Genomic DNA, 26,556 nt, shown 5'->3' on the forward strand with positions numbered 1-26,556 from the left:
GAGAGCAGATCTCCGCCTCAGCGCGCCCCCGCCGTGCTGCTGGCGTGCGGCCCGGCCACCCGATCCACATACTGGCCGAAGCGATCCACCGCGCCGTCGAACGTCCGCGCCGCTTCGGCGAGCAGCCGCCCGGTGTCGTTCGCACTCCGCAGCAGATCCCGCGCCTCGCGCAGCACGTCGATCACGACCGTGGGCGTGCCGGTCTGCAGGGTGCCCGTATTGGACGCCAGCGTGGGGCTGCTGCCCCCGCTGCTGGGCGAGCTGGCCGGGAGGGCCGCGTCGATGGTGCGGCGCAGCGGGGTCAAGGTGGCCTCCAGCTGCTGCGCCACGCCGGGTAGCGCCTCCCCGATGCGGGTGATCACGCTGGTCGCGTCCCCGCCGCCGGCGAGCGTGGTCGTCAGCTCGGTGAGCAGGCCCCCCAGGGTGCCCTTGATGATCGCTCCCTGGATGATGGCCTGAGTGATCGCGTCGATGACCGCCCCCCGGATGCCGTCGCGGATGCCGTCGAGCAGGCTCCCGGTGCCGTTCAGGAAGTTCGTGATCCCGCGCGTGAAGCCCGAGCTGACTCCGGACTCGATGGTGCGGGCGATGGTCGCGGCCGTCTCGTCGATCTGCTTGACGACCTCGGGGCCGCCGCCGAACAGGTCGGCCCAGAAGCCGCGCGACCGGGTCGTGAAGCTGCTGAAGGCGCTGGCGTCGATGACCTTGAAGCCGGACTCGAATTCCTTGCGGGCCTTGGCCGCTTCCTCGCGGGCACGACGATATCCAGCAGCAGCGTCGGCGATCCCCGACACCACCTTGGTGATCGCGCCCACCCACGCGCCCACGTCGGCCGGGTTGGCCAGGATCCGGGCCACGTCGCCAGCCAGGGCAATGGCCTGCCCGGCGGCATTGGCGATGCCGTTGAAGTTCGCCTCCAGGTCGCCGTTGCCGGTCGCGCCGGCGAGCTTGCCGAAAGCCCCCGCGAGTTGCTGGGTGTACCCGGCGTATTCGGCAAACTTCTGGAACCCTCCTGCGGTCGTCAGGGCCGCGCCGCCCAGCTCGCGCAGCTCGGCCGCCAGCTGGCGGTAGTACGCGGCCAGCTCCGTGTTCCCGACCCGCTCGGCCGCCTGGGCCTGTTGTTCCAGACTGTCCAGTGCGGCTTGGGCCGCTGTGACGAACTCCTGCTGGCCCATGGCCCCATCGCGGTACCGCGTGGTCAGGTCGAGCAGGCTCACCGTCGTGTCGGCCGCCTGCTGCTCGGCGGTCGTGAGGGTCTGGGTGACGGTGCCCGCGCCAGTCACGAGTTCCTTCAGGCCCGCCGCCGCCGTCCGGTAATACCCGGCCAGCTCGGCGAAGCCCCGCGCGTCCGCCGCCTGGGCCAGGCGTTCCAGCGCCGGAACGGTGTCCAGCGCCTGGCGGTTGAAGTCCTCCTGGGAGATCGCGCCGTCGTCGAGATCGGCCACCAGGGTGTCGACCTTCGTGGCCCAGCCCTCGAACCGCGCCTCGATGCCCGCGACCGGGAGATCGGCCACCTGGTGGAAGTCCTCCCACGCGGCCGTGACCTTCGCGATCTGCGCCGGCAGCAGACCCGCCGTGACCATCAGGGCGGTCATCTCGTCCCGGCTCATGGTCATCACGTTCTGGATGACGTGCTCCAGGTCGTAGTAGTCCTGCCCGATGGTGTCGGTCTTCTGCCCGATGCCGCGCACCTGGTCGTCGGTCAGGAAGGTCAGTTCAGGCTCGGTGGACACCGCCCGCCCGGACTCGTCGCGCACGCCCCGGCGCTCTCCGGAGGCCGTGAGATCCTGCGTGGCCCCGCCGTCGCTCAGCAGCGCGTCCTGGATGGCCTGGGCCTGATCACGCAGGTACCCGCCGATCAGCTGGCCGAGCGGAGTGTCCTGCACCCCCTTCAGGATCAGGCCCGCGTAGACCTTCCCGATGTCGTCCAGATGCATGGTCTCCATGCGGGCGAGCAGGGCGTCCTTCTCGCCCGCAGCGAGGACCCCGGTCGCTGGATCCTCCGGGCCTGGCACTGCTCCGTCGCTCACGCCCCGGCCCTGGAGGGAGTCCGGCAGCAGCGGCCCGGTGCCCAGGGTGCCGTACAGCGCGTCCCACGCGGCCCGCAGGCGTTCGGCCTCGTCGGCCGCGAGCCCGGACTGCTGGAGCAGCGTCTCCAGTTCGCTCTCGCTCAACCGGCCGACGTTCTCGATGGCGTTCTGCAGGTCGAAGAAGTTCTGGGTGGTGCCGTCAGCCGCCACCCCGATGCCACGCACCTGCGCCTCGGTCTTGAACAGGAGCTTCCCGGTGTCCGGATCCAGCACCGCGCCGCCCAGGTCGATCAGGGTGGCCGTCTCATCGCGCAGCCCCACGATCTGCTCTTTAAGCGCGGCCACCTGCGGCGCGGTCAGGCGCCCGGCCTTGGCCATGTCCTCGATGCTGGCGATCCACGCCTCGGCCACGCCGGGGGTGGAAAGGTCGGCCCGCAGCGCGTGGATCCGGATCTGGAGCGCGTCGAAGGTCGTCTGTGCCGGGATCAGCGTCTGGGCGGTGGCCGCCAGCTCGCGTCCGCCCAGCTGCGTGCGGTCGAGGGTCGCCAGCGCCTCGTTGCCCGCACGGGTGCCCTCGTCGAGCGCGGCGGTGTAGTCCTCCTGGGCCTGGGTGACGGCGGCCGTGGCCTGCCGGACGGTCTCGAGCCGCACGCCCTGCTGTTCTAGGCGGGTCTGCTCGTACTGAACCCGGATCTGCCGGTCACGCTCGGCCTGGTTCGGCCCACCCTGGTTCGCGGACTCGCGCAGGGCCGCGTCGCGCTGGGCCTGTGTGACCCGCATCCGCGCCGTGTACTCATCCTGCGACTGGCGCTGCACGACCTTCAGACGCTCGGCCGCGGTACCCTTGAACGCGGCCAGCTCCTGGCTGTTCAGCTCTTGAATCCGCTGGGCGGCCTGCTGGGCGCCGCTCACCGTCAGGGCTCGCCCCTCGCTGGCGATCTGGGCGCGGATCCGGGCCTGTTCCTTCGCGCGGGCGGTCGCCTCCCGCTCGGCCGTCTCCTGATCGCGCTGCTGCTGCTCGCGCAGCTGGGTCTCGCCGGCCAGGGCCCGCCGGGCCCGCTCCAGGGCCTCGCGCTGGGCCACCCCGCCGTCCGTGAAGGCCTTGACCCGGCTGTCCAGCGCTTCACGCTCGCCCCGCGTGCCGCTGGCCTTGATCCGGGCTTCCTCCTCGGCCAGGGTGCGAGCGGCGCGGAGCTGCCCCTGGATCTGCTCCTCGGTGGCGTCGCGGCTCGCCTGGGCGGTGCGCTGGGCCGTGGCCCGCACGGCATCCAGCGCCGCCCGGTTGCCCTCACTCTGCTTCTCCCAGCGCTGCATGGCCGCCGTCGCGCCGTTCCACGCCTTCGGGTCGTTGGCCTTCACGGCCGCGTCGATGGCGGCCTGGAGTGCCCGCGCCTTCGTGATCTGGGCGTCGGTGAAGGTGACGGGCTGGCCAGCGGGTGGGGGCGCCGTTGAGGTGGGGGGAGGACTCGGAGCCGTGCTGCCCCCCGCTTTCAGGCTGGCCGGATCGAGCGCCCTCCCCTGCGCGTCCCGCACCTCCAAGTGCAGGTGCGGCCCACTGGAGTTCCCGGTGCTCCCGGTGAAGCCCAGCAGTTGCCCGGCCGTAACCGTCTTGTTCCCACTGGCGAGCTGCTTCTTCAGGTCGTCGCTGAGCCCCTTGAGGTGCCCCAGCAGGATGGAGCGGCCCTGCTCGTCGATGATCTTGACCAGGTTCCCGAAGCCCTGCTTGTTCCAGCCCGCGAAGGCGAGCGTGCCGGACACCGGGCTGTACAGGCGGGTGCCCTCGGGGGTACCGATGTCCAGGCCCTTGTGCGTACCGTCCTCGTACCCTGGTGTTCCGCGATTGGCCTGGGCGTAAGGCGTCGCGCCGAAGTCCTGCGTGATCCGGTAGCCGCCCACCCCGAGGGCCTTCAGGAACTCCGGCAGGGAGATCAGCCCCAGCGCGTCCCGGACGCGGGCGCCGCTGGCGTTGCCCTGCGTGATGGCCGTGTTCGTCCGGGTGCCGACCGTGGACAGGCTGTCCGCACCCGCATACACGGTCTCCACCCCCCACTGCGCTCCCTGCTGCACCCCCGCGACCACGTTGCCGGGCGCGGCGCGGAAGGCCTCCAGGTTCGCCTGGATCGCCTCGGCGATGGTGCGTTTCGCGCCGGCGAAGTCGCCGCGCCGCAGCTGGTTCCACGCGGTCTGGAACGCCAGCAGGCTGTCCACCGACGTCGCGAACAGCGCCTTGATCTCCGTCACGGCCGCGCGGATGCCGCCGGTCAGGCCGCCCGCGACGGTCAGCCCGAAGCCCACGAGCACCGTCCCCACGCCGCCCACGGCGGTGCCCAGGTCGCCGATGAACGCGAGCACGACCTTCAGGGCGTTGCCGGTGTCCACGAGGAACACCCCGACCTCTTTCAGCGACGGCACCAGCGTGTCGCGGTTGGCCCGCGCCCAGTCGGTGCCGGCCTGGAGGCTGCGGGTGACCTCGCCGGTCAGGGTCGTCACCACCGGCATCAGGGCGGTGCCCAGCTCCTGGCGCAGCTCCTGGGCAGCCTGCCGGCTCTCGGCCTGCGAGCGGGTGTAGTCGTTCAGGATCGCGGGCAGCGCCTCGACCTCGGTGGCGGTGGCGCGGCTCACCAGGCCCAGCACGGTGCTCGCGCGGGCCACATCGCTCAGGCCGTCCGCAGTGGTACCGGCGGCCTTGGCGACCTTGTCGAGTGCCGGGCCGACGTTCTCGGCGACGCTGATGCCGTTCAGGCTGTTGCTCAGGCCGGTGGCCACCGCCGCCGCGAGACCGTCGAAGCCGTCCTTGGCCTGCCGCCCCGCGAGGATGGCCGAGGCCCCCGCGCCCTTCATGGCCCCCTCAAGCTGCCCGAGATCCCGCGCCCCGGCGCGCACCATGGTCGCCATGGCGTCCTTGATCTCGAAGACGCTCACGCCGAAGGTGCGGGCCAGCCGCGCGGCCACCCGGTCGGCGTCGTCGACATTGACCTTGAAGCGGGTCATGGTGAGTTCGAAGACCAGCCCGGCGCTGTTCGCGCGGTTCACCTCGTCCGTCAGGCCGGTGACCGACGACACCAGCGACCGGAACCCGCCGATGATCTGCGGCCCGATGACCGCCGCGAGCCCGGCCCGGAGGGTGCCGAGGCCCGCACTGGCGTCTGTCGCCAGACCGCCCAGGCGGGCGGTGAGGGTGTTCGCCTGGGCCTGGGCACGGGCCTGGGCCGCCGCCGCGTCCGCTGCCGCCTGGGACGCGGCCGCCTGTCTCTGGGTCTCGGTGGCCGCGCGTGCAGCGGCAGCCGCCTGACGCTGCGTCTCGGCGGTGGCGCGGGCGGTGGCCGTGCCCATCGCTGTGATCCGGGCCTGCACCTGGGCGGCGGCCTGGGCCAGTTGCGTCGCCTCGCGGCTGCCGGCCTGGAAGCCGCGTGCCGTGCGCAGCAGCTCGTCGCGGATCAGTTCCAGCTTGGTCTCACTGACCTGGGCGGCGTTGCCGGTGGCCGTCATCTCGGCCGTGAGCTGGGTGATGCTGCGCGACAGCTGCTGGACGTCGGCGGTGCCGGTCGCCTGCGTGTTGAGTCGCAGCAGGATGTCATCGGCGACGCTGGGGGCCATGCCTCACGGTGGCGGGGCGGGTGACACGGGAACGAGTGGCACCATGCGCCTTCGTCTTGACTTGCTAGGCTAGGGAATGGCAACCACAGCGAGATCCACAAACCACAGTGCCGAAGATCTGGGCGTCGATTCCCAAGGGAGTCAAGTTACTGGCTATCGACAGTCTGGTGTCTCGATGGACACCTATAGTTTATGGTTTGCTGCTGGATTATCGTTCATTAATAGTGCGGGCGTAGATGACGTTGGCATTTATCTTACCAATGGGGGTACGCAACCCACCTTTGTTATCGTAGGTTGGATCGAAGATAAAGTCGTAAAATCAGAGTCATTCAAACAAATCAATAATGATTCAATGACTGATTTTGTGAATCAAGTGCATCATGCATTAAACCAAAACAAACGATAGGAATCGACGCGCATGATCTGCGTCCCGTCACCCCTTCTTCGCCTCCCGATCCAGTCGCTGCGCCTCGCTCAATGCCCGCTCGCCCATGGCGTAGAAGTAGACGCCCAGATCGAGATCGAGCCGCTCGTGCCCCTCGACCGCGCCGGGGCGCACGAGGTCACTCGGCCGCTTCCCGTACCGCTTCGCCATCCCGTCCAGCACCGTCGCCGCGCTCCGCAGGAAACATCGTGGCCTGCGCGACCTCCAGCGCGCCGGGGGCGGCCACCCGGCTGTGCTGCCGCGCGTAGGCCAGCAGCAGCGAGTAGTCCGGCCCCAGACCCAGGTCGGGCAGGGTCATGTCGCCGGCATACAGCTCGACCAGACCGTCCAGCGTCGGCTCGATGCAGCTCGCCCGCAGCAGCGCCACGTCGCTGTCGCGGTTGTGGTTCAGGATCAGCTCCGGGAAGTTCAGCAGCTCGTCCGGGATCTCGCCCGCCGCCGTCTCCGTCTCCTTGAGCACCCGCCGCAGGAACTCCCCGGCGGCCTCGGCGTGCTCGCGCCCCGCCTGGGCATGGGCACCCATGACCAGCGAGGTGAACGCAGCCCGCTGCATGGCGGTCAGGTCGACCTTACGCAGGCGGACGCTCACCCCCGTGGTCAGGGTGACGTCGGCGTGGAATCCGGGCAGGGCAGCGGGCTTCACTTTCGGCATGGGGGCAGTGTCGGCGGCGGCGTGACAGCAGACCGCCGCCCCAGGGTGCAGGGCGGCGGGTCGGGACAGACCTTCAGGCCGGGATCGTCACGCTGAAGGGCGGCAGGCCGTCCACGCTCACACCCTCGATGGCGTGCGAGACCGTGAAGCGATCCAGGCCATTGCTGGGGTCGTGGCCCTTGACCTGGGCGGGGTTGAGTTTCAGGCTCAGCACCTTGGGCGTCGCGCCGGGCAGCGTGAAGCCGGCCTCGGCGGTCTTCAGGTTGGCCGGATCCGTCACGCCGTACCCGGTTCGCAGGGCGGCGGGCGTGCCGGCGGTCGCGAACTCGATGCGGGCCACGCGCGGGCCGCTGCGCTCCCAGCCCAGCGGGGCCAGGGCGCGGTCGTCCGCCAGCAGGCCCTGGGCGGCGTCCACCGCCGACATCGGCACCGTCAGGCGCACCGTGCCGGACTCGGGCTTCATCACGGCCCCGTCGTACTTCACCCAGAAGTGCCGGAACTGCAGCACCTCCTGGCTGATGGTGGGCGCGGCGGGCAGGGTACCCAGGTCGTCCACGCTGGTGATGCCCAGGCCGATCTGCGCGGTGACGTTCGCGCGGGCCGCGACGGTCAGTTCGAGCGACGTGATCTGCACGTCCTTGGCGATGGTGTGCCCGCCGGGGTGCGGCTGCCAGATGGTCAGCGGCACGCCCGGCGCGTACACCGCGAAGTCCCCGGTTTTCGGCGTGAGGGTGCCGGTCACGGCGTCCCCGAGCGCAGCCTGGTACAGCAGCGCGAGGTCACGCACGGTGGCCTCGATGGTCAGCGAGCGGGTGTCGAGCGCCAGCCCCTGCACGCGCTCGAATTTGCTCTCCATACTCTTGTCGGCGTACTCGTCGGCGGTGCGGGTGTACTGCTTCGTGGGCGGCAGGAACGTCCGCACGCGCAGGGCGTGGGTGGGGGCCGCAGCGGGCGTGCCGAAGGCCGTCTGCACGGCGACCCACAGCGCTCCGTAGCGGCCCATGTTCGCGTCGATGTTCTCCCAGGGCATTACTCGGTCTCCTTGTCAGGGTCGGCCTTCTTCGGCGCGGTCGTGGGCTTGTAGACCCCGCTCGCCTCGATGGCCTGCTGGTGCGCGTCGTCGCGGGCCTGAATGGGTTCCTTGCTCACCAGGCCGACGCCGGGAATGATCTCCCCGACCTCGCCGGTGCCCACGTAGCGGTAGTGCTTGCCGGTCATGTGTCCTCCCTCACGCGGGTTCGTCCCACGCGATCACGATCTTCGACTGGCTGATGGTGGCCCCGTTCAGTTCCGCTTCCTCCTCGCCGCGCCAGTACGGCGTGAGGTTCGCCGGCGCGTCCCGGAGCACGCGCTGGATCGCCCGCACGGCGGCCACGCGGGCGTCGAACACGGACAGGTAGTGTTCGTCGCTCTCGCTGATCTCGAAGGCGACGTTGACGAACACCAGGCACGCGACCTGCGCCGTGATGCCGAGGTCCGCGCGGTGGGTGTCCTCGTCGAGCGGCCCGACGATGGTGAAGATCATCCACGGCTTCACGGCCGTCTCGGTGACCGCCCGCAGGATGGGGGCCTGCCACGCGGGATTGTCGCCGCTCAGTTCGGCGTACACCTCGGCCCCCAGGTTCGCCAGGAGCCGCTTGACGTTCTCGCTGGGCCTCACGCGCTCACCCGCATGCGGGCCACGACGGCCTGGCGCGTGAGCCCCGGCAGGGCGGCGCGGGTGCGCTCCATGGCGAGGCGATCCCAGTCGCGGGCCGGGATGACCACGGAGCGCTTCCGGAGCAGGCGGTTTCCGATCCGGAACACCAGATACGGCGCGGTCTTGGCGTGAATCGTCATCCCCCGCGCATTGACCCGGCCGTAGAACAGCGTGTGCAGCTCGGCCGTCGCGCCGTTCGGGGTGTCGCGGGCAGTCGCGCGGGTGTGCGTGATCAGGTTCCCGGTGCGGCGGCCCAGGGTGCGCGGCCCCTGCGTCTGGAGGGCCGCCTTCGCCTCCAGGGTCAGGCGGGCGGCGGCTCCCCTGGCGATCTCGCGGGCCACCTCGACCGGCAGGTCACCGAGACGCTCCAGGCGGCGGCGCAGGGTGGGGTTGCCGTAGAGATCCAGGCTACTCGTCAGGTGCAACATACGGCAGCCTCTGCGCGGTGCGCGGCGTGTCCGGCGTGATGTCCGGCACGTAGGGGGCGGTGGTCGGGGCCGGATCGGCGGCCAGGTATACGTCCGCGCCGACGGGTGTGGGGGCGACGGTGATCACCCGGTACCGGCCGGGCGGCGTGGTGTCGTCGATCGTCACGACGGCGTCCGGCGTGAGGCCGGCGGGCAGGGGCGAGAACGCCGTGACCGTGTGCGTCGCCGCCACGCCCACCGTGCCCAGCGCCCCGGCACTGCCGCCGACACCGACGCTCCGGGCATTGAAGTCCGGCCGCAGGCAGCGCCCCGTGCCGCCGCCCTGGACGGCCAGCACGAAGAACGGGCGGGCATCGACCCGCATCAGAAGACCGCCTGCGTGTCCACCACGCCGCTCCGGGGCGGCCAGCGGTCGTCGCTGGGGTCAGGCACCTGAATCCCGGCGGTGGTGTCGGCGCGGGCCTGCTGGGCGTCCAGGCCCTGGAGTTTGCGGTCGATGCGGGCGTTGAGGCCCTTGCTGACCTCGTACTCGGTGTTGTCGCGGATCAGCCGCGCGGCGGTCGCCCACGGGCGCAGGTGCACCGCGTCCTCCACGGTCACGGCGTCCACGCCCAGGGCGCGTTCCAGGGTGGGGTCGTCGATCGGCCCGGCATAGTTCGCTCCCAGGGCGTCGCGCAGGTGCTCCAGCGCGGCGTCCCGGTCGAGGGGGAACGTGGGGCCGGTCAGGGTCATGCCGACTCAGCCTTCCAGTCGGTCACAGCCTTCTGGTACGCCTCGACCGACTTCTTGCCGATGCCGGTCACGGCCATCACGGGCGACTCGGTGGCGCCGTCCGGCACGACCAGGCCCGCGTCCAGCTTCTCCATGGTGTCGAAGCCATGCTGCACCAGCAGTTCCGGCACGGGCAGGCCGGCCACGAGAGGCGTCCCGGTCGGGGCCGGGGCCACGTCGCTCGGGGTCTCGCCGGGCACCGGGGTACCCTCCAGCTCGGCGATGCGGGCGCGGGCGGTGTCGAGCTCGCCCTGCAGCTCGGTGACCCGCTGCTCCAGGGCGACGCGGGCGTTGGTGGCCTGCGCTCCAGCATGGTCGGCTGCTTGCCTGAAGGTGCCGTACTCGGCCTGCACCTGATCCCGGTCGCGCAGGGCGTCCAGGCGCTGGCGCTCGGACTCGTCCAGGGAGCGGCGCAGCCAGGGCAGGCTGCCCGCGCCTTCCGGATCCACAGGCAGGCCGAGCAGCTGGCGGGCGGCCTCCACGGTCAGGGGAGCGGTGACCTGCTCCGGGCTGACCGTAGCCTCCCCCTCCTCGTACACCGGCGCTCCGCTCACCAGCGCGATGCTCAGGGGCACCTCGAGATACGGCCGCTCCGCCGTCGCGATGAACGGGCCGTACCCCTGCCCCTGGGCCGTGAAGGTCTGGCCCAGGGACGTCACTTTCACCATCTCGCCCACGATCAGGCCTCGCTCTCGATGATGACGAGGCGCTTGCCGTTGCGGATCACGGGCAGCCCGTTCTCCACGCCTTCCGCCACGAGCTGGTACGGGTTGGCCTCAGGGGTGAACAGCCGGCCCCAGCGGCCAAGCGGTTCCCCGCGCCACGTGCCCTCGACGGTGGGAGCCACGTGGTAGTACCCCAGGGCCTGCTCGGGGATCGGGGTGCCCGACAGGCTCACGAGCTGCCCCGTGGTGTTGCGGCCGATCACGGCGATGACGTTGTCGGGGGCCATCTGCACCCCGATGGTCTCGCCCGGCGTGGTCGGGTCGATGATCTGCCCCTCGCGGCCGTACCCGATGATGGTCGTGCTCTGCGCCTGGTCGCCGGTCGCGCCGATCACGAAGCCGCCGTTGCCATCTGCCTGCAGGCTCTGCGTGCGGCGCACCTGCACAGTGCGGATGTTGCGCTCCGGGCTGTAGGTGTCGCTGACGACCTGGATGCGGTGCACCGGGTTGTCGATGATCGTCTGCAGGGTCTTCTGGCTGGTGACGATGCCGACCGAGCCCTTCACGATCTTCTCGGCGTCGCTGATCGCCTTCCAGAACCCGGAGGTGGTGCCGGAGAGCTTGTTCGTGCCGGTCAGGCTGATGCGGTTCTCGGCCGGCACCTTGTAGTCGGCCTGCAGGCGGCGGCCGTTGAACGTCCAGTCGATCTTGCCGCGCGTCAGGGCCTGGAGGGTCAGGTACTCGGCGGAGTCGTCCAGCGACTGCACGATGCCCTTGGTGTAGAGGTTCAGGCCGGCCTCACCCATGAAGTCCTGCACACTGCGGCCGGTGGTCTGCCCCGCCTGCGCCAGCGTGAGCAGCTTCTGGAGGTTGCGGGCCGGGGCCTCGTCGAGCTGGATGGACTGGGCCAGCTTCGCGGTCTTGTGGCCGTAGGTGGACAGCTGGATGGCGCTGCCCTGCGGGTACGCGCTGTCCATGCCGACGTGCCCGGCCATGACGGAGCGCACTTCCATCAGGCCGCCGTCGATGTCGTAGTCCGGCATCTGCACGCGCGGCAGGAAGCGGCCCCCCAGGTACTCGCTGGCGGCGGGCGGGGTGTTGGCGATCTGGATCAGGGCGCGGTTGGCAGACAGCGCGGCGATCACGGCAGCCCAGGTCAGGTTCATCGCTTGTCCTCGTACTTCATGAACGTCCAGCGCGCGCCGAGCTGGGTCTTCAGGGCAGCGGACAGCACGCGCGGAGCGCCGCTCGCGTCGGGCAGCAGGGTCTCGTACACGACCCCGGCGGCGAAGGCACCGTAGCCGGTGTGGGCGTCGACCTTGCTGTCTTCCTCCGCATCGGTCTTCAGGAGCAGCGCGAGCTTGCCGGCGGTGCCGGACGCGGGGCCGCACAGGTACGCGGGCGCGCCCACGTCGGTGACGGGTTCGATCACGGTGCCGGCGGGGATGCGGCGCTTGCCGGCCACGCCGTACTTCGCGTCCGTGAACTTGGAGAAGTCGATCTGAACACCGGTGCCGAAGGTGTTCATGGTGGCCCGGTCGGCCACGAAGGCCGGGAGGCCATACGTCTTGAGGGTCATGCGGTTCCTCCAGTGGGGGGAGTGGGATTGGCGGCGGCCTGCCGGGCGGCGAGCACCTGCGCGGCATACCCGGTGACGCCAGTGCTGGAATTGGTGGTGCCGGCCCCGGCCTGGGGCGTGACGACGGTGCCCTGGTTCTGCTGCGACCCGCCCTGCGGGAACAGCGACGGGACGTAGTCGGCCCAGTGCTGGTCGGCGTAGGCGCGGAGTTCGCCCAGATCCTTGCCGCCTTTGTCGAAGACGTGCACGGCCTTCTTGTCCCCCTCACCCTGCACCTTCGCGGTCAGTTCATCAAGGTTCAGCCGCTCCGTGAGCACGCTGGTCTTGGCCTTGACCACGTCGGCGACGGCCGCGATCTCCGCGCTGCGCTTGAGGGTGTCCCGTTCGGTGACGGCGGCCTTGCCGGTCTCCAGTTCGGTCTTGAGGGTCTCAGGCTTGCCCAGGGCCACGTAGGCGTCATACGCCTTGGCCTCGTCGGCGGTGAGCACGCGGCTGCCCTCGGGGGTCTGGCGCTGGCGCAGCTTGTGGGCGTCGGCTTCCAGGTCGATGACCTTCTGCACGAGCTTGTCCACGGCGGCGTCGGCCAGTTCGCCCTTGCGTTTGGCGCGCCACTCGGCGTCTGTCAGGCGCAGATGGTCTGTGCCGCCGGTCTGGGCAGAGGAAGTGGTGGTCGCGCCTTGCGCGGTGGTGTCGGCGGCAGCCCCTTGGGTCATACAGGCAGTGTCGTGGCGGGCGTGACACCCACGCGGGGCTCAGTCCTCGCCCACGGCCCGCCGGACGGCCTCGCGCAGCGCCGCCTCTTCCCGCGCCGCTGCCTGGAGCTGCCCCAGGCGATCACTGACCCACTCGAAGGGCGTGTGCCAGGTGTTGATTGAGGCGCACAGGTCACCGTTCTCGTCGCGCAGGAGGTAGCAGTGGCGCGGCTTGCTGTCCTGGTACGCCACGAAGCTGGAGAGCACGGTGAAGGTGCCGTGCCAGCCGGGCAGTTGCACGACGGTGCCGGGCCGGGTCGGGGTGTGGGGGTGCGTGGCGAGGCGTTCGGGTTCCATGGCCCAGGCTGCGGCGGTGGGTGACAACCGCGCTCAGGCCGCGCGGGGCAGGGCAGCCGGCACGACCGGCACGGCGCGGCAGCGGCACCGGATTTCTTTACCTGGGTAGATCCCGTCCGGCTCCCCGCTCCAGCGGCGGCGCACGCCCCGGCGGCCCAGGCGATCGAGCACCCGGTGCCGGTCGCGCACCTTCTGGTCGTGCTGGCTGCGCCACACGTACTCGGTGATGCCCATGTCGCGCTGCCGAAGACGGTCGGCGGTGGCCGCAGCGGTGAGCAGCTGATCCGTCGCAATCAGCACCGCCCGGTTGCGGCTGACCTTCAGGCGGGCCTGCAGCAGGTCAGCCGCCTGCTCTGAATTCAGCCCCGTGCGGATCGCCTGGCGGGTCACCCGCGCCACGTCGCTCCGGAAGCGCCGCTGTTCCTTCGCCCAGTACGTGTTCATGTCGCGGCGGGCGACAGACACGGCGCGGGCCTGCACCTCGCGGGGATCGTTGAAGCTGAACTGCGGATTCTGGAGCCGGATCAGTTCGTCGAGCGACTGCACGCGGCCCCGCACGGCGCTCCGGACGATCCGCTCGGCCTGGGCGGGCGGCAGCTTCAGTTCCTTCACGGCAATGTCCAGCGCTTTCAAGACCAGGTCAGTGCGGGCCCTGGCGCTGCGGGTGTCGGGCGCGTCGAGGGCCTCGCGCAGCTGGCGGGTCACGTCGGCCAGCGACACGGCCCGGTACTGGCGCACGACCGCCCGCAGCATGGTGCTCATATGCCGCTGCTCGCGCAGGGCGGCGAGATCCAGCACGCGCAGCAGTTCGGTCAGGCGCAGGTCGGCCATGGGGATGCCCGGCCGTCAGCGGCGGAACGCCTCGATATCCGTGTCCGCGTGGCGCAGCGCCCCCCGTTCCAGCTCCGCCACGGTGTTCAGCAGGAGGGTTTTCAGCTCCTCGCCATAGCCAAAGCGGGCCGCGTTCAGATCGATGCTCCTGCGGATATCGCCTGTGGCGTGGCGCTTGGTGGCGGCCATCCAGTCGCACAGCATCTCCACGACCTGAATCAGCGTCATGCCCTGCACGCCGTCCGGGTGATGTTCCGGGTGATGGTCGTTGTGCGCGTAGTGGTGGGTCAGCGCTGTGCCCATCTCAGCCAAGCTGGCCTTGTACGCCTCGCTGCCGTATTCCAGTTCCCGCAGGCGGGGCGTCACGCGGTCGAACACCTCGACCTCAGGGCTGGCCAGCTTGCTCAGGTCGTGGGCGTGGGCCCGGCGCGTCAGGTCAGCCGCCACGGCGAGGAGCAGGCCGCGCACCTCGGTGATGTGGGCGTAGGTGTCCGGGCGGGAATCGTATGTCGTCATGGGCAGACCTTGCAGTGGGGGCATGTCATCCGGTCTCAGCCTCCAGATCGTCGTTGCCGTCGTCCGGCAGATTGTCCTGTGCGTCTGTGCCGCCCGGTTCGCTCCCCGTCTCCATCAGGTCGATGGCCTTCTGGGCGGCCACGTCCGCGTCGGCGATGCCCAGCGCTGGGAACGCCAGCTGGAGCGCCCGCGTGGCGATCCACGGCGCGGGGGCGGCCTCGCACAGGCGCAGGGCGATGGCGGGGGTGATGCCCTCGGAGGCGCGGGTGTCGCGCTCGGCCTGCACGTCCTCCACCCCGACGCGCTGGAGGAAGGTCTCCTCACTGATGCTGCCGGTCTGGTGGAGCTTCAGGGCGGTCTCGACCTCGGCCGGGGTGGGCTGCACGGCGCTCGCGCGGGCCTGCACCCGCACCCGCAGATCCTGGGCCGCGCCCGCCTGCCCACTCAGGTGCAGCGCCAGTGCCAGGACGGTGCTCAGCAGCCAGCGCAGCAGCGCCTCCAGCTGGATGCGCGTGGTCTCCAGGCCGGAGAGGAAGTCATTCACCGCCTGCTGGCGGCTGATGCCGTTCGCGGCCGCGTCCCCGGTGATCAGCACGTGCAGCTGCTGGGCCTCGTCGTAGATCAGTTCCCGCGCGGTGTTCAGCGAGTCCTGGAACACGGCGAAGGGCGTCGGATCCTTGTAGACGATGCTGGGCGTGCTGACGCCACCGGGCACCATCTTGCCGGTGTCGGGGTCGGGCTTCAGGATCGGGAACCCGGTGACGTAGTTCACGACGCCCGCGCCGCGCAGGTGGGGCCGGGGGGCCTTCCAGACCTTCCGGCCGGTGCCAGGCTCAGTGACGTACTCGCCCTCGGGCATCTGGGCGTTGAGCAGGGTCGTCTCCGTGAACCCGCCCAGGTCGATGTTGCGGCTGCCCATGGTCAGGGTCTTGTCCAGCCAGCGGCTCAGGCGGCGGATCGAGTCGGTGACCAGGGGCGTCAGGCGCAGCTCGTACAGCAGCAGGTCGGGCACCGGGTACTCGACCGCCGGGCGGCCGTCGGCGTCGGTGCCGGCGGGCAGCAGATCCGGGTGCAGCACGGTCTTCCCACCGACCCGCTCGTGCACCTCGGAGTGCGGGCGGCCGCCGTCGTCCGTCCAGGTGTGCACGGCCCCGGTCACGCGGCCGTCGGTGTCGCGGGTGACCGCGCTCTGCGCCCACGCTGGCGCGTGCACGCTCAGCTTCTTCATGACGTCGGCCAGGGGCGTGCCCGAGCGGATGCCGCGCTGCGGCCGCCCGTCGGCGTCGGGGGCCAGGTCGTCGAGGGCGTCCGCGCTGATGAACAGCCGCAGGTGGCCACTGCCGCTCCACAGGGCGGTGTCGAGGGCCTGCTGCACGGCGGGCCACGCGCCGCTCTCGTCCCACCACTCGGTCAGCGCCGCGGAGTAGGCGTCGATGCGGCCCTGTTCGTCGGCGGTCGGCTTTTCAGCCTTTTTCAGGCCCCGGCGGGGGCTGAGCGTCCACAGGGGCTCGCGCCCGGCGATGCCGTTGCGGTGGCGGATCACCACGTCGCGCAGGAGGTTCCGGGAGACGAAGGTGCGCTGGATCTCGCCCGTGACCAGGCCGGTGAGCTCGCCGTCGGCGGCGTTGCGGGGTAGCGGGCCACTCCACCCCGCGCCCCCGGCCCAGTGGTCGCCGGCGAACAGGGTGGCGGTGAGCGTCAGGGTGGCGTCCCCGGCGCGTTTGCTGACGAGTCCCTGGCCCTGCTTCAGGACACGCGCGGCCGGTGCCGGGGCATAGGACGCGGGCAGGGTGAGGGTCATACGGGCAGTGTGGCCGCGTGGGTGACACGGAAAAACCGCCCCGGAGGGCGGCCAGGATCAGCACTCAGGTGTCGGCTACTCGGCCTTCGTGAAGTCCACGTAGTACTCGGCACCCTGTTCGAACGCCGCCATCGCCTGGGGGTTCAGGATGTTCAGGTTGATGCTGCCGGCAGGCGTGTACCGGAAGAACGCCTCGTTTTCCTCGCTGCCAGCGTGCACGGCCTGGAGCGAGACGTTGCCGGTACCGTCGGTGCCTTCCGTCTTGCCGACGACCTTGAACTTCGCACGGGTTCGTTCCATAGGAGTCTCCTTTCGGCCAGCGCTGGCGCTGACCTTCACGGGACAGCGTGGCCGCGTGGGTGACACTCAGGGCCGCTCGCCCAGGCCATAGCCCCCGCCCGCTGGAGGCCGCGCCGGTTCGAGGTCGGGCGGCGGCGCGAAGGCGTACATGATCGCCTCGGCGAAGTCGGGGCTGATGCTGCCCTCGCCGTACTTGTTCACGACGATCTTGTCGGTGGTGCCGGTCTTCTTGTAGGTGGGCTGAGACAGCTGCGCGATGACCTTCTGCACGTCCGGGTGATCCTTCAGGGCCGCGAGGCTGATGCACTCGTCGTCCGGGATCGCCTCGCCCTTCACCACCCGCCGGAACGTCGCCTGGAAGCGCAGGCGCAGCCGCCACCACAGTTCGGCCGCGTAGTTGTCGAAGCGCTGCCGGGCAGTGAGCTCCGGCCGGTCGCCGTACTCGGTCGCGCTGGGCTTCTGGGAGTTCGCCAGTCCCTCGATGTGAAACGGCAGGGTCTCGCGGTCGCGGTGCAGGGTGCGCGTGATGCCCGCGCCGACGCCCAGCCGGTCGTAATACAGCACCTGCACGTGGTCGGCCGTGGCGAGCTCGCGCACGTCGTCCTCAATGCCGTCCCCAGATAACGCCAGCACCCGGAGCAGCGCCGGCCCGTGCCGCCGGGCGTACACGGTCTTGTCGCCGCCCTCCGCGCCGACGTCCAGGCCGCCCTGGTTCGGCCCCTCGGCGGGCAGCGCCAGGTGCAGCGCCGCCTGCACCCACTTCGCCGGGATCACGATGCCCTGCACGGACGCCGTGTAGTCGATGTCGATCTCCTGGGCGATGATCACCGGGTCGTCGATACGGTCGACCGCCCACTCGTACCAGGGATGAATCGTGACCAGGTCGCCGTCCGCGTCGAGGTGCCGGGCCTCGTAGTTCTTGTCGGGGTTGTCGCGCCAGTGGAAGGTGAACACGGCGATCTTGCCGCTGAAGCGCTTCTTGAAGAACAGGTTGCCGACGCCCTTCGGGGTGCTGCCGTAAATGATGGTGTTCGCGTTGGCCGACAGGGCGCTGTCCACGCTCTCGGGGCGCTCGATGGCCGCGTGCTCGTCCACGAAGTAGAGGGTGCTGCGGCCGCCGCGCCCGATGTTGTCGCCGGCCTCGCCGGTGATGGCGTTGCCGTTCTGCGGGTTGAGGATCTTCATGAAACTGGCGTGCACGCGGCGTTTGAAGCCGCGCGGGCGCAGCCATTTGGGCAGCTTGTCGATGATGAACCGGATCTTCTCGAAGATCGAGTTCATGTCGCCGAGGCGGTCGATCTGCATCTCCTTGCGGCTGCCGATGCCGCCCTGGAAGTCCCGCCAGAACAGCCAGTGGTGCACGTAGTACGCGCAGATCACCCACGTCATGCCCTCGTCGCGGGACTTTTCGGTCAGGCCGTTCTGGCGGGCTCTCAGGCGGTCGTCGAGCCATGCCACGTACGCGGTCTGCTTCGGGCGCAATCGCAGGGGGAGCACACCAGGCAGGCCCTCGGCGACGTTGCGCGGGTCTAACGTGAAGGCGAAGGTGTCGATGAAGAAGGCGGGGTCGCGGCGGCAGCGCTCGATCAGGGCCAGACGCAGGGGCGCACTGGCGTTCGCCTCGCGCAGCAGGCTGGCGCGGCGGATCATCTCCGAGCGGATCTGGATCGCCCGCACGGCCGCGTGGCGGATCAGACTCTCGCGGATCGCGGCCTCGCGGCTGGGGTAGATCGCCGGCGCGGTCACCCGGCCCCCTGGCCCAGCAGGCGGGTCAGCTCGGCCGCCAGTTGCTCGTCGCTGGCGTCCTCCAGCCCCGTCCCCTCAGGGAGGCCGTCATCCGTGCTGGGCGCGTCGTCGTCCTTCGCCCACAACCCATGCAGGCGGCCGATCAGCACGCGGGCCTGCTCGGGATCCTGGAGTTCCAGGGCCAGGCCGTTCGGGGTCGGCTTGATCTTCTTCGCCAGGTGCAGCACCCCGAGGTCACGGGCCTTGGCCAGATCCAGGCGCGGCACCTCCCGCAGCACGGGCGGGCCGGGCACCCAGCGGGTGGCGTAGGGGTCGGCCTCCATCTCCAGTTCCATGCGGGTGGCGTCCCGGCGGCGCTGGAGCTGGGCGGCGGCGTGGGCCTTGAGTTCCTTACCGCTCAGGCCGGCGCGCTGGGCGAAGCGCTCCTCGAAGTCGATCTGGGCGAAGAGTTCGGTCAGGAGCTCCGCGACCGGACGGTAGGTGTACGGCCGGTGCTCCTGCCGCTCGAAGCTGAAGAAGTCCTCCAGGGTCGTGCGGGCGACTTCCTCTGTCCTGGCGCGGACTTCCTCGGCCCCCATGCCGGCTTCGGCCCAGCCCAGGCGCAGGGCGGTTTTGACGTCAGCAGATGTCAACAGGCGCTGGCCCTGCGAGCGGGCCGTTTTCTCGCTGTAGTTCGCGGCTTTAGCGGCGCGGGTGGCGTTCGGGCGTTCCAGGTAGCTGGCGACGAATGCGCGGCGCTGTGGGGTCAGTCGGGCGAAGGCCTGCGCGAACGTCGTGGGCTCAGACGCCGACCTGCCCCTTTCGGCTGCAGCGGGCCCCTTGGGCTGCGCTTTGCGCGCCTTGCGCGTCATGAAAGCAGAGTGGCGGCGTGTGTGACACGCAAATGCGCATCCAGACGCTGTTGTGTGCAGTTACGCTGCGGCATGACCGAGAAAGAACGCATCCTTCGCGTCTACAGCCTGGATCAGGAAATGGAGCGTTCTGCAGCCCTACTGCGCCGCGGCATCGCTGGAGTCGGGCAGCCTCTCTACGCTGGAGAGACTGCCCGCTTCCTATTCATGATCGACCTGGCTGGCGGCACTGAACGCATGCTCAAGGTGGCCTGGGCACTGGCGATGAAAGAACACACCGGTCAGTGGCCAGGAGCGCAGGATTTCCGCGCAATAGGACACCGAGTGCTGTACCTCTCGGATGCAGTGGCAGATCTTTTCCCTACCGAATATCTGAGGCGGGAAGATGCGCGCTGGGGGCTCAATTATCTCAAGACTGGAATGTGGTTCAGACCGGCTGCCGAGATTCTGGACGACCTTGCACGGCAGGGTCGATATATCCACATTGACGCGCTCGGGGGCCAGCCAGCCAAGGGTGATAGCCCTGAACGTCACTGGCAACAGCTGGAGTTTGCGGTCGGCCGAGCGTTGTTCCCGGACGAAGCAGAGTTCTCTCGACGCTTAATGGACGGGGCAGGGCAAGCGTTGCAGGAGCCCATCCATGCTGAGTTGGCACGAGCTTTCGGCACGCTGGGATACATATTGTTTCGATTGCTGGCGGCTGGGCTCCCCTCCACTGAAGCTAAGCAATGGTCAGTGCTGTGGAATTCATTCCTGCAGTACCGCCCTCGAACATTGCCGCTGTCCGCGTTTCAACCCGATCAGTGAAGCTCAGTCGTCGTCCCAGTCGATCTCGGCCACCGGCGTCGTCTCGCGTTCGCGCTGTTCCTGGAGTAGCCCACTCTGGTTCCGGGTGGGCTTGCTGCCCATGGCGAGCGCCCGGCCGGCCTTCCAGCGACGGTAGCAGGTCGTGTAGGCCATGCCGCTGTGGCGGCTGAGCCACGCTGTGAAGTCGCCGGGCAGGCCGTGGCGCAGGAAGTCCAGGCGCAGGGCGTAGGCCGCGCGGGCCTGGGCGACGATCAGGGCGCGGCCGTGGCCGGGCAGGTGGGTCAACTGGGCCGCACGCTGCTCCAGGGCGGTGACGTCGGCCGGGTTGACGCGCCGGCGACGGGCCTCCTTGCTGTCACTTTCATTGTGAAAGAAGGTGTACCGCTTGGTCATTGGCTCCCTGCTGGACGCATCGGATGGCGTTTCTTGACCGCCTTGCGGGCACGCTGCCCGTTGGTCATGAAGAACCGGGTGGCGCGGCCTTCGAGTAGGGCGTGCCACTCCTCCTCGGGGATGGCGGTGGTGAGGGCCGCGTGGGGGCTGGCGCAGTGCTGGCCGACGGTACCGCGGAGCAGCGCGCGGGCGGCCTGGTGGGCGGGCGTGCGGGGGGGTCGGGGCATCAGGACTCCAGCGCGGCGAGGACGCGGTCGAGGCGGGCCAGCACGTGACGGATCAGGATGCTGGGGTCACTCAGCGGACGGGCGGGCAGGCGCGGCAGCTCGGCGGCGAGTTCGTCCCGCAGGGCGTGCAACTGGTGATGGGCGCTTGAGGGCACGGGGCGGGCGAGCAGGGCGCGGCGGTTCGCGACGTTCAGGGCGGCATACACGGCCTGGCAGTGCCCCGCGACCGTCTCGGGAGTGATCCGCAGCCGCCGGGCGATCTGTTTGTCGGAGCACCCCCGCTGGAGCAGGTCGTGCGCCTGCTGCTGGCGGCGGGTGAGGCGCGGGGGCGTCACTCGTCCACCTCGTCCCAGCGGCAGCGCGGGCGGCGGTACGGCGTCTTGTCGTGGGACTGGCGGCGCACGGCCCCGGTGCGGCTGCCCCTGGGCCGGTCGCGGGGCAGGCGGGCGGGCAGCACGGTCACGATCAGTTGCGAGCTCGGGCACCACACCCAGTGCACGGCGCGCCCCTCATAGGTCAGGGGGACGATCTGGCGGCCGCTCTCCAGTGGCGTGGCGGTCAGCTCGTCGGCGTGCAGGCTGATGTGATGGCACAGCTGGCGGTACGCGGCGAGCGTCAGGGTGAGGCCGTCGTAGCGCACCCACAGCCGGGCCTGGGTGTGGAAGTACGCCTGGACGCTCACGGCACGGCCTCGATCAGCGCGGGCATCTCGTCCTCACCGATGTGCCAGGGCTGCTGCGCCTGGGCGAGCGGTCGCAGGACGTGCACCTCGAGCGCCGTGGCGTAGTGGCTGGCCAGCCACGCCTCCTCCCCGTCGAACCACTGCACGCCGTCCACTTCGGAAGTGCTGTCACTGACGCCGAACCGCCACCCGTCCTGCCAGAGGATGATCAGGGCGACCATGTGCTGCGAGCGCTGCCGGCGACGGCTGCGGACACACAGGGCGGCCAGGGCCCACGCGGTCTCGCCGTCCTCCTCGGGACAGCGCCACACCGCCGGGAACCACTGCTCCAGCGGCAGGGGGCGCAGGGCGTCGGTGCCGAGCTCGCGGCCCTGCCACGCGGCGCTGTCGCTGTAGGTGGTCTCGGGAATCAGGCCGCGCTCGATGGCCGCCAGCGTCCACCGAGCGAAGTTGTGGTCGGCCGTGAACTCGGGGGCGAGCAGGGCCACGTCGCCCGTCAGCGCGTAGAGGGTGTAGTACATGCAGCCCGTGTAGGCATGCTGCCGCGCCCAGTGCAGGTCAGGGATGGTCATGACAGGGTCACTCCTTTCAACGCCCCGACGACGCGCCGGGCCATGGCGATCAGGGCGGCGGCCTCGCGAGGGTCGCGGACGATGTGGGCGGCGATGCCGTAGAGGTCGCGCAGCTCGGCGTGGCGTTCCACCTGGCTGTCTCTGGCCTGACCGGTCGCGGTCTTCGTCTCGATTAGGGCGGCCAGGCACAACCCGGTGCCAGGGAGGCCCAGCAGATACGTCATGTCCGGGAAGCCGCTGGGGATGTGGCCGGACTTCACGCGGCGGCGCGACCCGCGTGTGACCAGGGCGGCGTCGGTCTTGACCGGGTACCACCCGGCCCGCAGGAAGAGGTCGCTGATCGCGGCCTCGACCTGCGCCTCGGAGGCGGGGGGCCGGGTCACGCGGGCTCCAGTTCCGCGCGGTGGATGAGGCGCTGCTGCCCGTCAGCGAACTCCAGGCGGTAGGTGTTCTCGGCCTCTGACCACCCCAGGACGGTGGCCCGCTGGCCACGCAGGGCGGCGACCGCCGGCCGGGTGTGGCGGCCCGGCACGACCCGCACCACGCTGCCGGTCTTCAGGTCGCGGCGCATCAGTCGGCCGCCTGGGCCACGTGACCCGCCTTCGGCCGTCCGGGAATGACCACAGTGCGCTGAGCGGGCTGGGCCTCGCCGTGGTGCGCCGCCACCCGGTATACGAACGGATCCAGGGTGGTGCCCGGCCGGCAGCGCTCAATGGCCCCGTCCCGCACCAGACTCCGGACATACAGGCGCACCGCCGCGCGGGAACACGGCAGGGCCTCGTACAGCTCGCGCTCGCTGGTGCCGTGGGCACCGGCGGCCGTGATCGCGCCCAGCACGCCACCACGACCGACGACCGGGGCGGACGGCGTGCGGCGGCGCTGCCGGTACCGGGCCGTGATCCGTTCGGCCACCGCCGCGCTGACATACAGCTGGGCCTGCTTCCCCTTCGAACCGTGCCCCGGAGGGGTGCGGAGCCGGGCGTCGCGGCCCGCACGCCGGGCCATCTGGGTCTTGCTCAGGCCCAGGGTGGCCCGCAGGGTGGACAGGGCCACGTCGTCCTCGGCGGGGGGCTGGATCTCCTCGACGATCTGGTCGACCCACCAGTCCGGCACCATCGCCTTGCTGCGGCGCTCCTGGGTGGCGACGGTGCCGGGGAAGGTCAGCACGTGCGCGCGCTTCGCACGGGTGTACAGGGTCGTGTACTCCCGCTGGAGCAGCGCGGCCAGATCCGTGAGCAGCTGGTAGCCGTCCACCTCGCCGAAGCGGAGGCCGAGTGTCGTCGCCTTCGCGTGGACGGCCTGCCAGTGCACGCCCAGTAGGTCGCCGCAGCGCTTCGGCCCGAGGCGCGCGTAGTGACGTTCCAGCCACGCGGTGCGCTCAGGCGTCCAGTGGGTGCCCACGGGTGGAGCCTTGGCGTTCACGCGGATGGGCTTCGCCTGATCCGGGCCGGAGGTGGTCAGGGCCACGCGGCCGGCCTCGCTGATCTGGTACACGCCCCGCTGGAGCCGGGTCGCCCAGCCGACGTGGTGCAGGTGCTTGAGGGCGCTCCAGACGTCCTCGTGGGTGAGACCGAGCTCCAGGACGAGATCCGGGGTGCGGGCCGGGCGCTCCAGGGCCGCCAGCACCCGGCGGGTGGTCTGGCCGGTCACGCCCCGCCGGCGGGCGACGCTGGCATTGACGGCGCTCACCACGCGCTCCGGTGGCCGTCGCGCAGCCGGAAGTTCCGGCCGTGCTTCATCTCCACGATCTCCAGGGGTTGCAGCCGGCCCAGGTTGCGGGCCCCCAGGGACGCGGCGAGTTCGGCCGGGCTCAGGTTCGTGGTGATGACGCAGGGCCTCCGCGCGTTCTGCCGCTCCTCCAGGGCCAGGTACAGCAGGCGGCGCTCCACCTTCGCCGTGTCCGTCTCCCCGGCCCCCAGGTCGTCCAGGATCAGCAGGGTCGGCGCGGTCAGCAGCCGCAGCGCCGCGCCCTCGGTCAGGCCGTCGCCACGGTCCCCGTATCCCTCGCGCACGTCGAGCGCCAGCCGGCCCAGGTTCACGACCAGGGCGCTGTGCCCGGCCGCCAGCACCGCCTTGGCCGCCAGCACAGCCACCTGGGTCTTGCCCGCGCCGGGCGGGCCGCTCAGCAGCAGGCTGTCGTTGGCGGCGAGGATCTGCGGCATCCGGCCGGTCGCGGCCCGCAGCCGGGGGAACGGGTCGAGATCCGTCACCAGATCCGCCCACTCCAGCTCCAGGTAGCGCGGCGGGATGCCGGAACGCTCCAGCCGCCCCAGCAGGACGTCCGAGCGCCGCCCGGCCTCGCAGCGGGGGCAGGCGTGGGCCGCCGTGTGGCCTTCGTCGTCCATGACCTCGATCAGGCCGCCGGCGCACAGCCGGGCGTGCTGCTCGTCGTCCAGGCCGGCCGGGTGCGCGTGCCAGCGATTCAGGTCGACCAGGGTGGGCAGGGGGCGACTGGTGCCGGTGTCCACCCGTGCCAGGGCGCTGGCCAACGAGGTGCCGGGGCGGATCTTCGGGCTCAGGGCCTGGGCGTTCTCGCGGGCCTGGCCGAGGTGGGCGTGCAGAGCGTCTTGCACGGTGGTGGGCAACGGTTCATGGGTCATGAGACCTTCCTCTGGGGGTGCAGGGGGGCGTTGGCCAGCAGCTCGGCCATGCTCGGTGTCGGGGCATCGGCGGGCGGCGCGGCGGGCGGGGCCGGGCGGCGCTGGCGATCCTTGTCGGGGAAGAAGCTCTTCCAGCCGAACTCGATGGCGCGGGCCACGGCGGTGGGCAGATGCTCGCCGTCCTGCTGGAGCGTCCGGAGCTTGCGGAACTGCTCCTCGGCGGTGCTCTCGGTGGTCTTGATGCTGGCCTGGACGCGGTACGTCAGCCAGCGCTGCCACGCCTCCGACATCCCCGGCACCGCCGCGAGGTCGGCCGGCAGCTGGGGCGGCGGGGTGGGGGCGCGGCGGGGGCGTGGGGTGGTTGGTGATTCCGGCGCTGGCGCTCCTGAACCTGATGACCCTCCCTGATCCCCCTTGGGGGTAGGGGGTGTTTCTTCTGTTCTTCCTTCTGTTCCTTCCTCTTCCTTAGGCGCTTCGCCATTGCCGTCCTGCACGTCGTTTTCTGGTGGTGTCAGCGAACCATCGTTCGCACCGTGGTTCGCACCGCCGTTCGCATCACGGTTCGCACGTTCGTTCGCGTCCTCGTTCGCACCGCTGTTCGCACCCTGATTCGCAGCATCGTTCGCGCCGCCGTTCGCACCCTGGTTCGCACGCGGGTACGCCCAGCCATTCGCAGACCGCACCGCCAGGCCGTCCGCTTCCAGCCGCGCGAGGCATTTCTCGACCGCACGCTGGCCCAGGCCTGTCTCCAGCATCAGCTGCGCGACCTTCATGACCGGGTCGGCGTAGTTCGCCTGCTCGGCCAGGGCCGTCAGGACGCCGCTGCTGGCGTCCCAGTGGGTCTTCGTGTACGCGACCACGCGCCGATCCAGCACGACGTAGGTGCCTTTCTCGCGGCGGCTCATGGCTGGCGCGCTCCCTGGGCCAGCGCCCGTCGTCCCGTCTCGGTCAGCCGGTACGGGCACGGATCGGTGCGGTCGAACTCCGGGGTGACGTGCAGGTGGCCGTGGGCAATCAGGGCGCGGACGGCGTCCCCGTCCGCCGCGCACAGGGGCCGGCGGGCGACCACGCGGCCCAGGATGTCCAGACCCGCATCGATGGCGGGCGCACTCGGCCGGGTGGCGGCCAGGTACCGGTGGCGCAGCCCGGCCAGGGTGCCGGCCTCGATCACCCACAGGCCCCGGTGGCTGGGGCTGCGGTCGACGAGTGGGGGGTCGATGGGCACGAAGTCCTCGAGCACCCAGCCGAAGGGTCCGGTGAACCACGGATCGTCGCTGGAGGTCACGACGTCCGCGAGGCGGGCCACCCCGTAGATGCCGGGCACGCAGAACTCCTGGAGCAGGTCGTCGTCGCTGAACACGTCCACCGGATCGGGGTCGTCGAAGATGTCGCCGACCCAGGTGAGGGCCTGGCGGATCTCCGTCAGGTAGGCGTGGTCGCCGGGCTTCGGGGGGAGGCCTCCGTGCAGGGCCAGGAGCTGGCCGACCATCGCGGCAGGCGGAGCCCAGTCACGGTTCTCCACACGCTTGGGGCCGTCGTCCAGCAGGAACAGGCGCGGCCACGGGTGCCGGAGGGTCAGGCCACGGATGGCGGGCGGGGTCATCAGTCACCCACTTCATCCAGCAGGGGCCGCTGGGCGCTGAAGGTGCGCACCTGGACGTCCAGCCAGCCCAGCGCCTCGCCAAAGCGGTGCTGCGGGAGGTCGTCGTACGCGGCCAGGGACGCGCCGGCGAAGCCGAAGGCTTCCTTGAAGGCCCGGTACGCGCCGCTGTACCCGCGCGGATGGACGCGGCCGAAGTCCTGGCACGCGGCGTGAACGCGGCTGCGCATCTCGCTGCTGGCCCGGATCGGGGCGGTGTCGAGCCGGTGCTCGAGGGCGGCCAGCTGGCGGCGGTGCTGCTGCAACCCCTGGAGGCTCAGGGCCAGGAGTTCCACCGGATCCGTGGGCAGCTCCGGGACGTCCACGCCGGACTGGCGCCGGTAGGCGGCGAACGCCTGGACGAGCTGGCGCTTGAGCGGCACCGTGGTCTCGGAGTTGCGCACCAGGGTCAGCAGGAAGTAGCACTGATCCTCGCTGAGCAGGGCGTACTGAGGGGGTCGGCCCCGACCCTGGGTTTTCCCGGTTTCAAACCGGAGAAGTCCCAGGGCCTCGAAGTCGGCGCGGTAGTCGCTGATCAGGCTCAGGACGTTCTCGTGGTGGTTGCCGAGGGCGCGGGCCAGCTCACGGCTGTCGGCCCGGGCCTCGCCGTGGATCGCATGGACGGTGATGGTGTCGGTCACGGGGCGTCCTTTCCGCCCCCGGCGTGGTGACCGGG

The 26,556-nt window shown here is 70.6% G+C and carries 34 protein-coding genes; 2 read left to right on the forward strand and 32 right to left on the reverse strand.

The genetic code is table 11. The features are described from left to right. Positions 1–17: 17 nt before the first annotated feature. The gene (locus tag U2P90_RS11520; RefSeq protein WP_322472216.1) at positions 18–5,627 is read right to left on the reverse strand and encodes a peptidoglycan DD-metalloendopeptidase family protein; all 5,610 of its coding nucleotides are present in this window, start codon (positions 5,625–5,627) and stop codon (positions 18–20) included. Positions 5,628–5,703: 76 nt separating this feature from the next. Between U2P90_RS11520 and U2P90_RS11525 the strand changes: the two genes are divergently transcribed. Beyond that, the gene (locus U2P90_RS11525; protein WP_322472217.1) at positions 5,704–6,033 is read left to right on the forward strand and encodes a hypothetical protein; all 330 of its coding nucleotides are present in this window, start codon (positions 5,704–5,706) and stop codon (positions 6,031–6,033) included. Positions 6,034–6,060: 27 nt separating this feature from the next. Here U2P90_RS11525 and U2P90_RS11530 read toward each other — a convergent pair whose 3' ends face one another. From U2P90_RS11530 to U2P90_RS11620, 19 genes are all read right to left on the reverse strand, one after another. Next, on the reverse strand, positions 6,061–6,222 hold the full coding sequence (locus tag U2P90_RS11530; protein WP_322472218.1) for a hypothetical protein: 162 nt from the start codon (positions 6,220–6,222) through the stop codon (positions 6,061–6,063). Continuing rightward, complete coding sequence (locus U2P90_RS11535) at positions 6,191–6,724, reverse strand: hypothetical protein (RefSeq protein ID WP_322472219.1); 534 nt, start codon at positions 6,722–6,724, stop codon at positions 6,191–6,193. Before U2P90_RS11535 ends, U2P90_RS11530 begins: the two co-directional genes overlap by 32 nt. 73 nt (positions 6,725–6,797) lie before the next feature. Then, positions 6,798–7,754, reverse strand: coding sequence for a hypothetical protein (locus U2P90_RS11540; protein ID WP_322472220.1), 957 nt, complete (start codon positions 7,752–7,754; stop codon positions 6,798–6,800). Continuing rightward, complete coding sequence (locus tag U2P90_RS11545; RefSeq protein WP_322472221.1) at positions 7,754–7,942, reverse strand: hypothetical protein; 189 nt, start codon at positions 7,940–7,942, stop codon at positions 7,754–7,756. Before U2P90_RS11545 ends, U2P90_RS11540 begins: the two co-directional genes overlap by 1 nt. A 10-nt stretch (positions 7,943–7,952) precedes the next feature. Next, positions 7,953–8,384 (reverse strand): hypothetical protein, encoded by a 432-nt coding sequence (locus U2P90_RS11550; RefSeq protein WP_322472222.1) that lies wholly within the window; start codon positions 8,382–8,384, stop codon positions 7,953–7,955. Continuing rightward, entirely contained in the window at positions 8,381–8,851 is a 471-nt protein-coding gene (locus tag U2P90_RS11555) for a hypothetical protein (RefSeq protein WP_322472223.1), read from the reverse strand. The genes U2P90_RS11550 and U2P90_RS11555 overlap by 4 nt, the downstream gene beginning before the upstream one ends. Next, the gene (locus U2P90_RS11560; RefSeq protein WP_322472224.1) at positions 8,832–9,215 is read right to left on the reverse strand and encodes a hypothetical protein; all 384 of its coding nucleotides are present in this window, start codon (positions 9,213–9,215) and stop codon (positions 8,832–8,834) included. The genes U2P90_RS11555 and U2P90_RS11560 overlap by 20 nt, the downstream gene beginning before the upstream one ends. Beyond that, a complete protein-coding gene (locus U2P90_RS11565; RefSeq protein ID WP_322472225.1) occupies positions 9,215–9,583 on the reverse strand; it encodes a hypothetical protein in 369 nt (122 codons plus the stop codon). The genes U2P90_RS11560 and U2P90_RS11565 overlap by 1 nt, the downstream gene beginning before the upstream one ends. Beyond that, entirely contained in the window at positions 9,580–10,290 is a 711-nt protein-coding gene (locus U2P90_RS11570) for a hypothetical protein (protein WP_322472226.1), read from the reverse strand. The genes U2P90_RS11565 and U2P90_RS11570 overlap by 4 nt, the downstream gene beginning before the upstream one ends. Positions 10,291–10,301: 11 nt before the next feature. After that, entirely contained in the window at positions 10,302–11,453 is a 1,152-nt protein-coding gene (locus tag U2P90_RS11575) for a hypothetical protein (protein WP_322472227.1), read from the reverse strand. Beyond that, entirely contained in the window at positions 11,450–11,866 is a 417-nt protein-coding gene (locus U2P90_RS11580) for a hypothetical protein (protein ID WP_322472228.1), read from the reverse strand. The genes U2P90_RS11575 and U2P90_RS11580 overlap by 4 nt, the downstream gene beginning before the upstream one ends. After that, positions 11,863–12,579 (reverse strand): hypothetical protein, encoded by a 717-nt coding sequence (locus U2P90_RS11585; RefSeq protein ID WP_322472229.1) that lies wholly within the window; start codon positions 12,577–12,579, stop codon positions 11,863–11,865. The genes U2P90_RS11580 and U2P90_RS11585 overlap by 4 nt, the downstream gene beginning before the upstream one ends. 39 nt (positions 12,580–12,618) lie before the next feature. After that, positions 12,619–12,915 carry a hypothetical protein gene (locus U2P90_RS11590; RefSeq protein WP_322472230.1) on the reverse strand — a complete coding sequence of 99 codons (297 nt, stop codon included), beginning with the start codon at positions 12,913–12,915 and terminating at the stop codon, positions 12,619–12,621. A 33-nt stretch (positions 12,916–12,948) separates the two neighbouring features. Beyond that, entirely contained in the window at positions 12,949–13,746 is a 798-nt protein-coding gene (locus tag U2P90_RS11595; RefSeq protein WP_322472231.1) for a minor capsid protein, read from the reverse strand. Between the two features lie 15 nt (positions 13,747–13,761). Further along, positions 13,762–14,262 (reverse strand): DUF5662 family protein, encoded by a 501-nt coding sequence (locus U2P90_RS11600; protein WP_322472232.1) that lies wholly within the window; start codon positions 14,260–14,262, stop codon positions 13,762–13,764. A gap of 25 nt (positions 14,263–14,287) precedes the next feature. After that, positions 14,288–16,063 carry a hypothetical protein gene (locus U2P90_RS11605; protein WP_322472233.1) on the reverse strand — a complete coding sequence of 592 codons (1,776 nt, stop codon included), beginning with the start codon at positions 16,061–16,063 and terminating at the stop codon, positions 14,288–14,290. A 75-nt stretch (positions 16,064–16,138) separates the two neighbouring features. Next, a complete protein-coding gene (locus U2P90_RS11610; RefSeq protein WP_322472234.1) occupies positions 16,139–16,363 on the reverse strand; it encodes a hypothetical protein in 225 nt (74 codons plus the stop codon). Between the two features lie 66 nt (positions 16,364–16,429). Beyond that, positions 16,430–18,109, reverse strand: coding sequence for a hypothetical protein (locus tag U2P90_RS11615; protein ID WP_322472235.1), 1,680 nt, complete (start codon positions 18,107–18,109; stop codon positions 16,430–16,432). Beyond that, the gene (locus tag U2P90_RS11620) at positions 18,106–18,960 is read right to left on the reverse strand and encodes a terminase small subunit (RefSeq protein WP_322472236.1); all 855 of its coding nucleotides are present in this window, start codon (positions 18,958–18,960) and stop codon (positions 18,106–18,108) included. The genes U2P90_RS11615 and U2P90_RS11620 overlap by 4 nt, the downstream gene beginning before the upstream one ends. Before the next feature lie 72 nt (positions 18,961–19,032). Here U2P90_RS11620 and U2P90_RS11625 point away from each other — a divergent pair, with 72 nt between their 5' ends. Next, positions 19,033–19,767, forward strand: a complete 735-nt coding sequence (locus tag U2P90_RS11625) for a hypothetical protein (RefSeq protein ID WP_322472237.1) — start codon at positions 19,033–19,035, stop codon at positions 19,765–19,767. A gap of 3 nt (positions 19,768–19,770) precedes the next feature. Here the strand turns inward: U2P90_RS11625 and U2P90_RS11630 are convergent, their stop codons facing one another. From U2P90_RS11630 to U2P90_RS11685, 12 genes are read right to left on the reverse strand one after another with little or no spacing between them, the layout of a single operon-like run. Next, positions 19,771–20,160, reverse strand: coding sequence for a hypothetical protein (locus tag U2P90_RS11630; RefSeq protein WP_322472238.1), 390 nt, complete (start codon positions 20,158–20,160; stop codon positions 19,771–19,773). Further along, on the reverse strand, positions 20,157–20,387 hold the full coding sequence (locus U2P90_RS11635; protein WP_322472239.1) for a hypothetical protein: 231 nt from the start codon (positions 20,385–20,387) through the stop codon (positions 20,157–20,159). Before U2P90_RS11635 ends, U2P90_RS11630 begins: the two co-directional genes overlap by 4 nt. Then, entirely contained in the window at positions 20,387–20,722 is a 336-nt protein-coding gene (locus U2P90_RS11640) for a LuxR C-terminal-related transcriptional regulator (RefSeq protein WP_322472240.1), read from the reverse strand. The genes U2P90_RS11635 and U2P90_RS11640 overlap by 1 nt, the downstream gene beginning before the upstream one ends. After that, positions 20,719–21,069 carry a hypothetical protein gene (locus U2P90_RS11645; RefSeq protein WP_322472241.1) on the reverse strand — a complete coding sequence of 117 codons (351 nt, stop codon included), beginning with the start codon at positions 21,067–21,069 and terminating at the stop codon, positions 20,719–20,721. Before U2P90_RS11645 ends, U2P90_RS11640 begins: the two co-directional genes overlap by 4 nt. Next, positions 21,066–21,641: a hypothetical protein gene (locus tag U2P90_RS11650; protein WP_322472242.1), complete on the reverse strand. Its 576-nt coding sequence runs from the start codon at positions 21,639–21,641 to the stop codon at positions 21,066–21,068. Before U2P90_RS11650 ends, U2P90_RS11645 begins: the two co-directional genes overlap by 4 nt. After that, on the reverse strand, positions 21,638–22,024 hold the full coding sequence (locus tag U2P90_RS11655; RefSeq protein ID WP_322472243.1) for a hypothetical protein: 387 nt from the start codon (positions 22,022–22,024) through the stop codon (positions 21,638–21,640). Before U2P90_RS11655 ends, U2P90_RS11650 begins: the two co-directional genes overlap by 4 nt. Then, positions 22,021–22,212, reverse strand: a complete 192-nt coding sequence (locus U2P90_RS11660; RefSeq protein WP_295818907.1) for a hypothetical protein — start codon at positions 22,210–22,212, stop codon at positions 22,021–22,023. The genes U2P90_RS11655 and U2P90_RS11660 overlap by 4 nt, the downstream gene beginning before the upstream one ends. Beyond that, entirely contained in the window at positions 22,212–23,330 is a 1,119-nt protein-coding gene (locus U2P90_RS11665) for a hypothetical protein (protein WP_322472244.1), read from the reverse strand. The genes U2P90_RS11660 and U2P90_RS11665 overlap by 1 nt, the downstream gene beginning before the upstream one ends. Continuing rightward, positions 23,327–24,241, reverse strand: a complete 915-nt coding sequence (locus U2P90_RS11670; protein WP_322472245.1) for an ATP-binding protein — start codon at positions 24,239–24,241, stop codon at positions 23,327–23,329. The genes U2P90_RS11665 and U2P90_RS11670 overlap by 4 nt, the downstream gene beginning before the upstream one ends. After that, the gene (locus U2P90_RS11675; protein ID WP_322472246.1) at positions 24,238–25,146 is read right to left on the reverse strand and encodes a hypothetical protein; all 909 of its coding nucleotides are present in this window, start codon (positions 25,144–25,146) and stop codon (positions 24,238–24,240) included. Before U2P90_RS11675 ends, U2P90_RS11670 begins: the two co-directional genes overlap by 4 nt. Next, the gene (locus U2P90_RS11680; protein WP_322472247.1) at positions 25,143–25,844 is read right to left on the reverse strand and encodes a hypothetical protein; all 702 of its coding nucleotides are present in this window, start codon (positions 25,842–25,844) and stop codon (positions 25,143–25,145) included. The genes U2P90_RS11675 and U2P90_RS11680 overlap by 4 nt, the downstream gene beginning before the upstream one ends. Beyond that, the gene (locus tag U2P90_RS11685; protein WP_322472248.1) at positions 25,844–26,521 is read right to left on the reverse strand and encodes a Rha family transcriptional regulator; all 678 of its coding nucleotides are present in this window, start codon (positions 26,519–26,521) and stop codon (positions 25,844–25,846) included. The genes U2P90_RS11680 and U2P90_RS11685 overlap by 1 nt, the downstream gene beginning before the upstream one ends. Positions 26,522–26,556: the final 35 nt, after the last annotated feature.

The sequence above is a fragment of the Deinococcus sp. AB2017081 genome (assembly GCF_034440735.1).
Classification (GTDB): Bacteria; Deinococcota; Deinococci; order Deinococcales; family Deinococcaceae; genus Deinococcus; species Deinococcus rufus.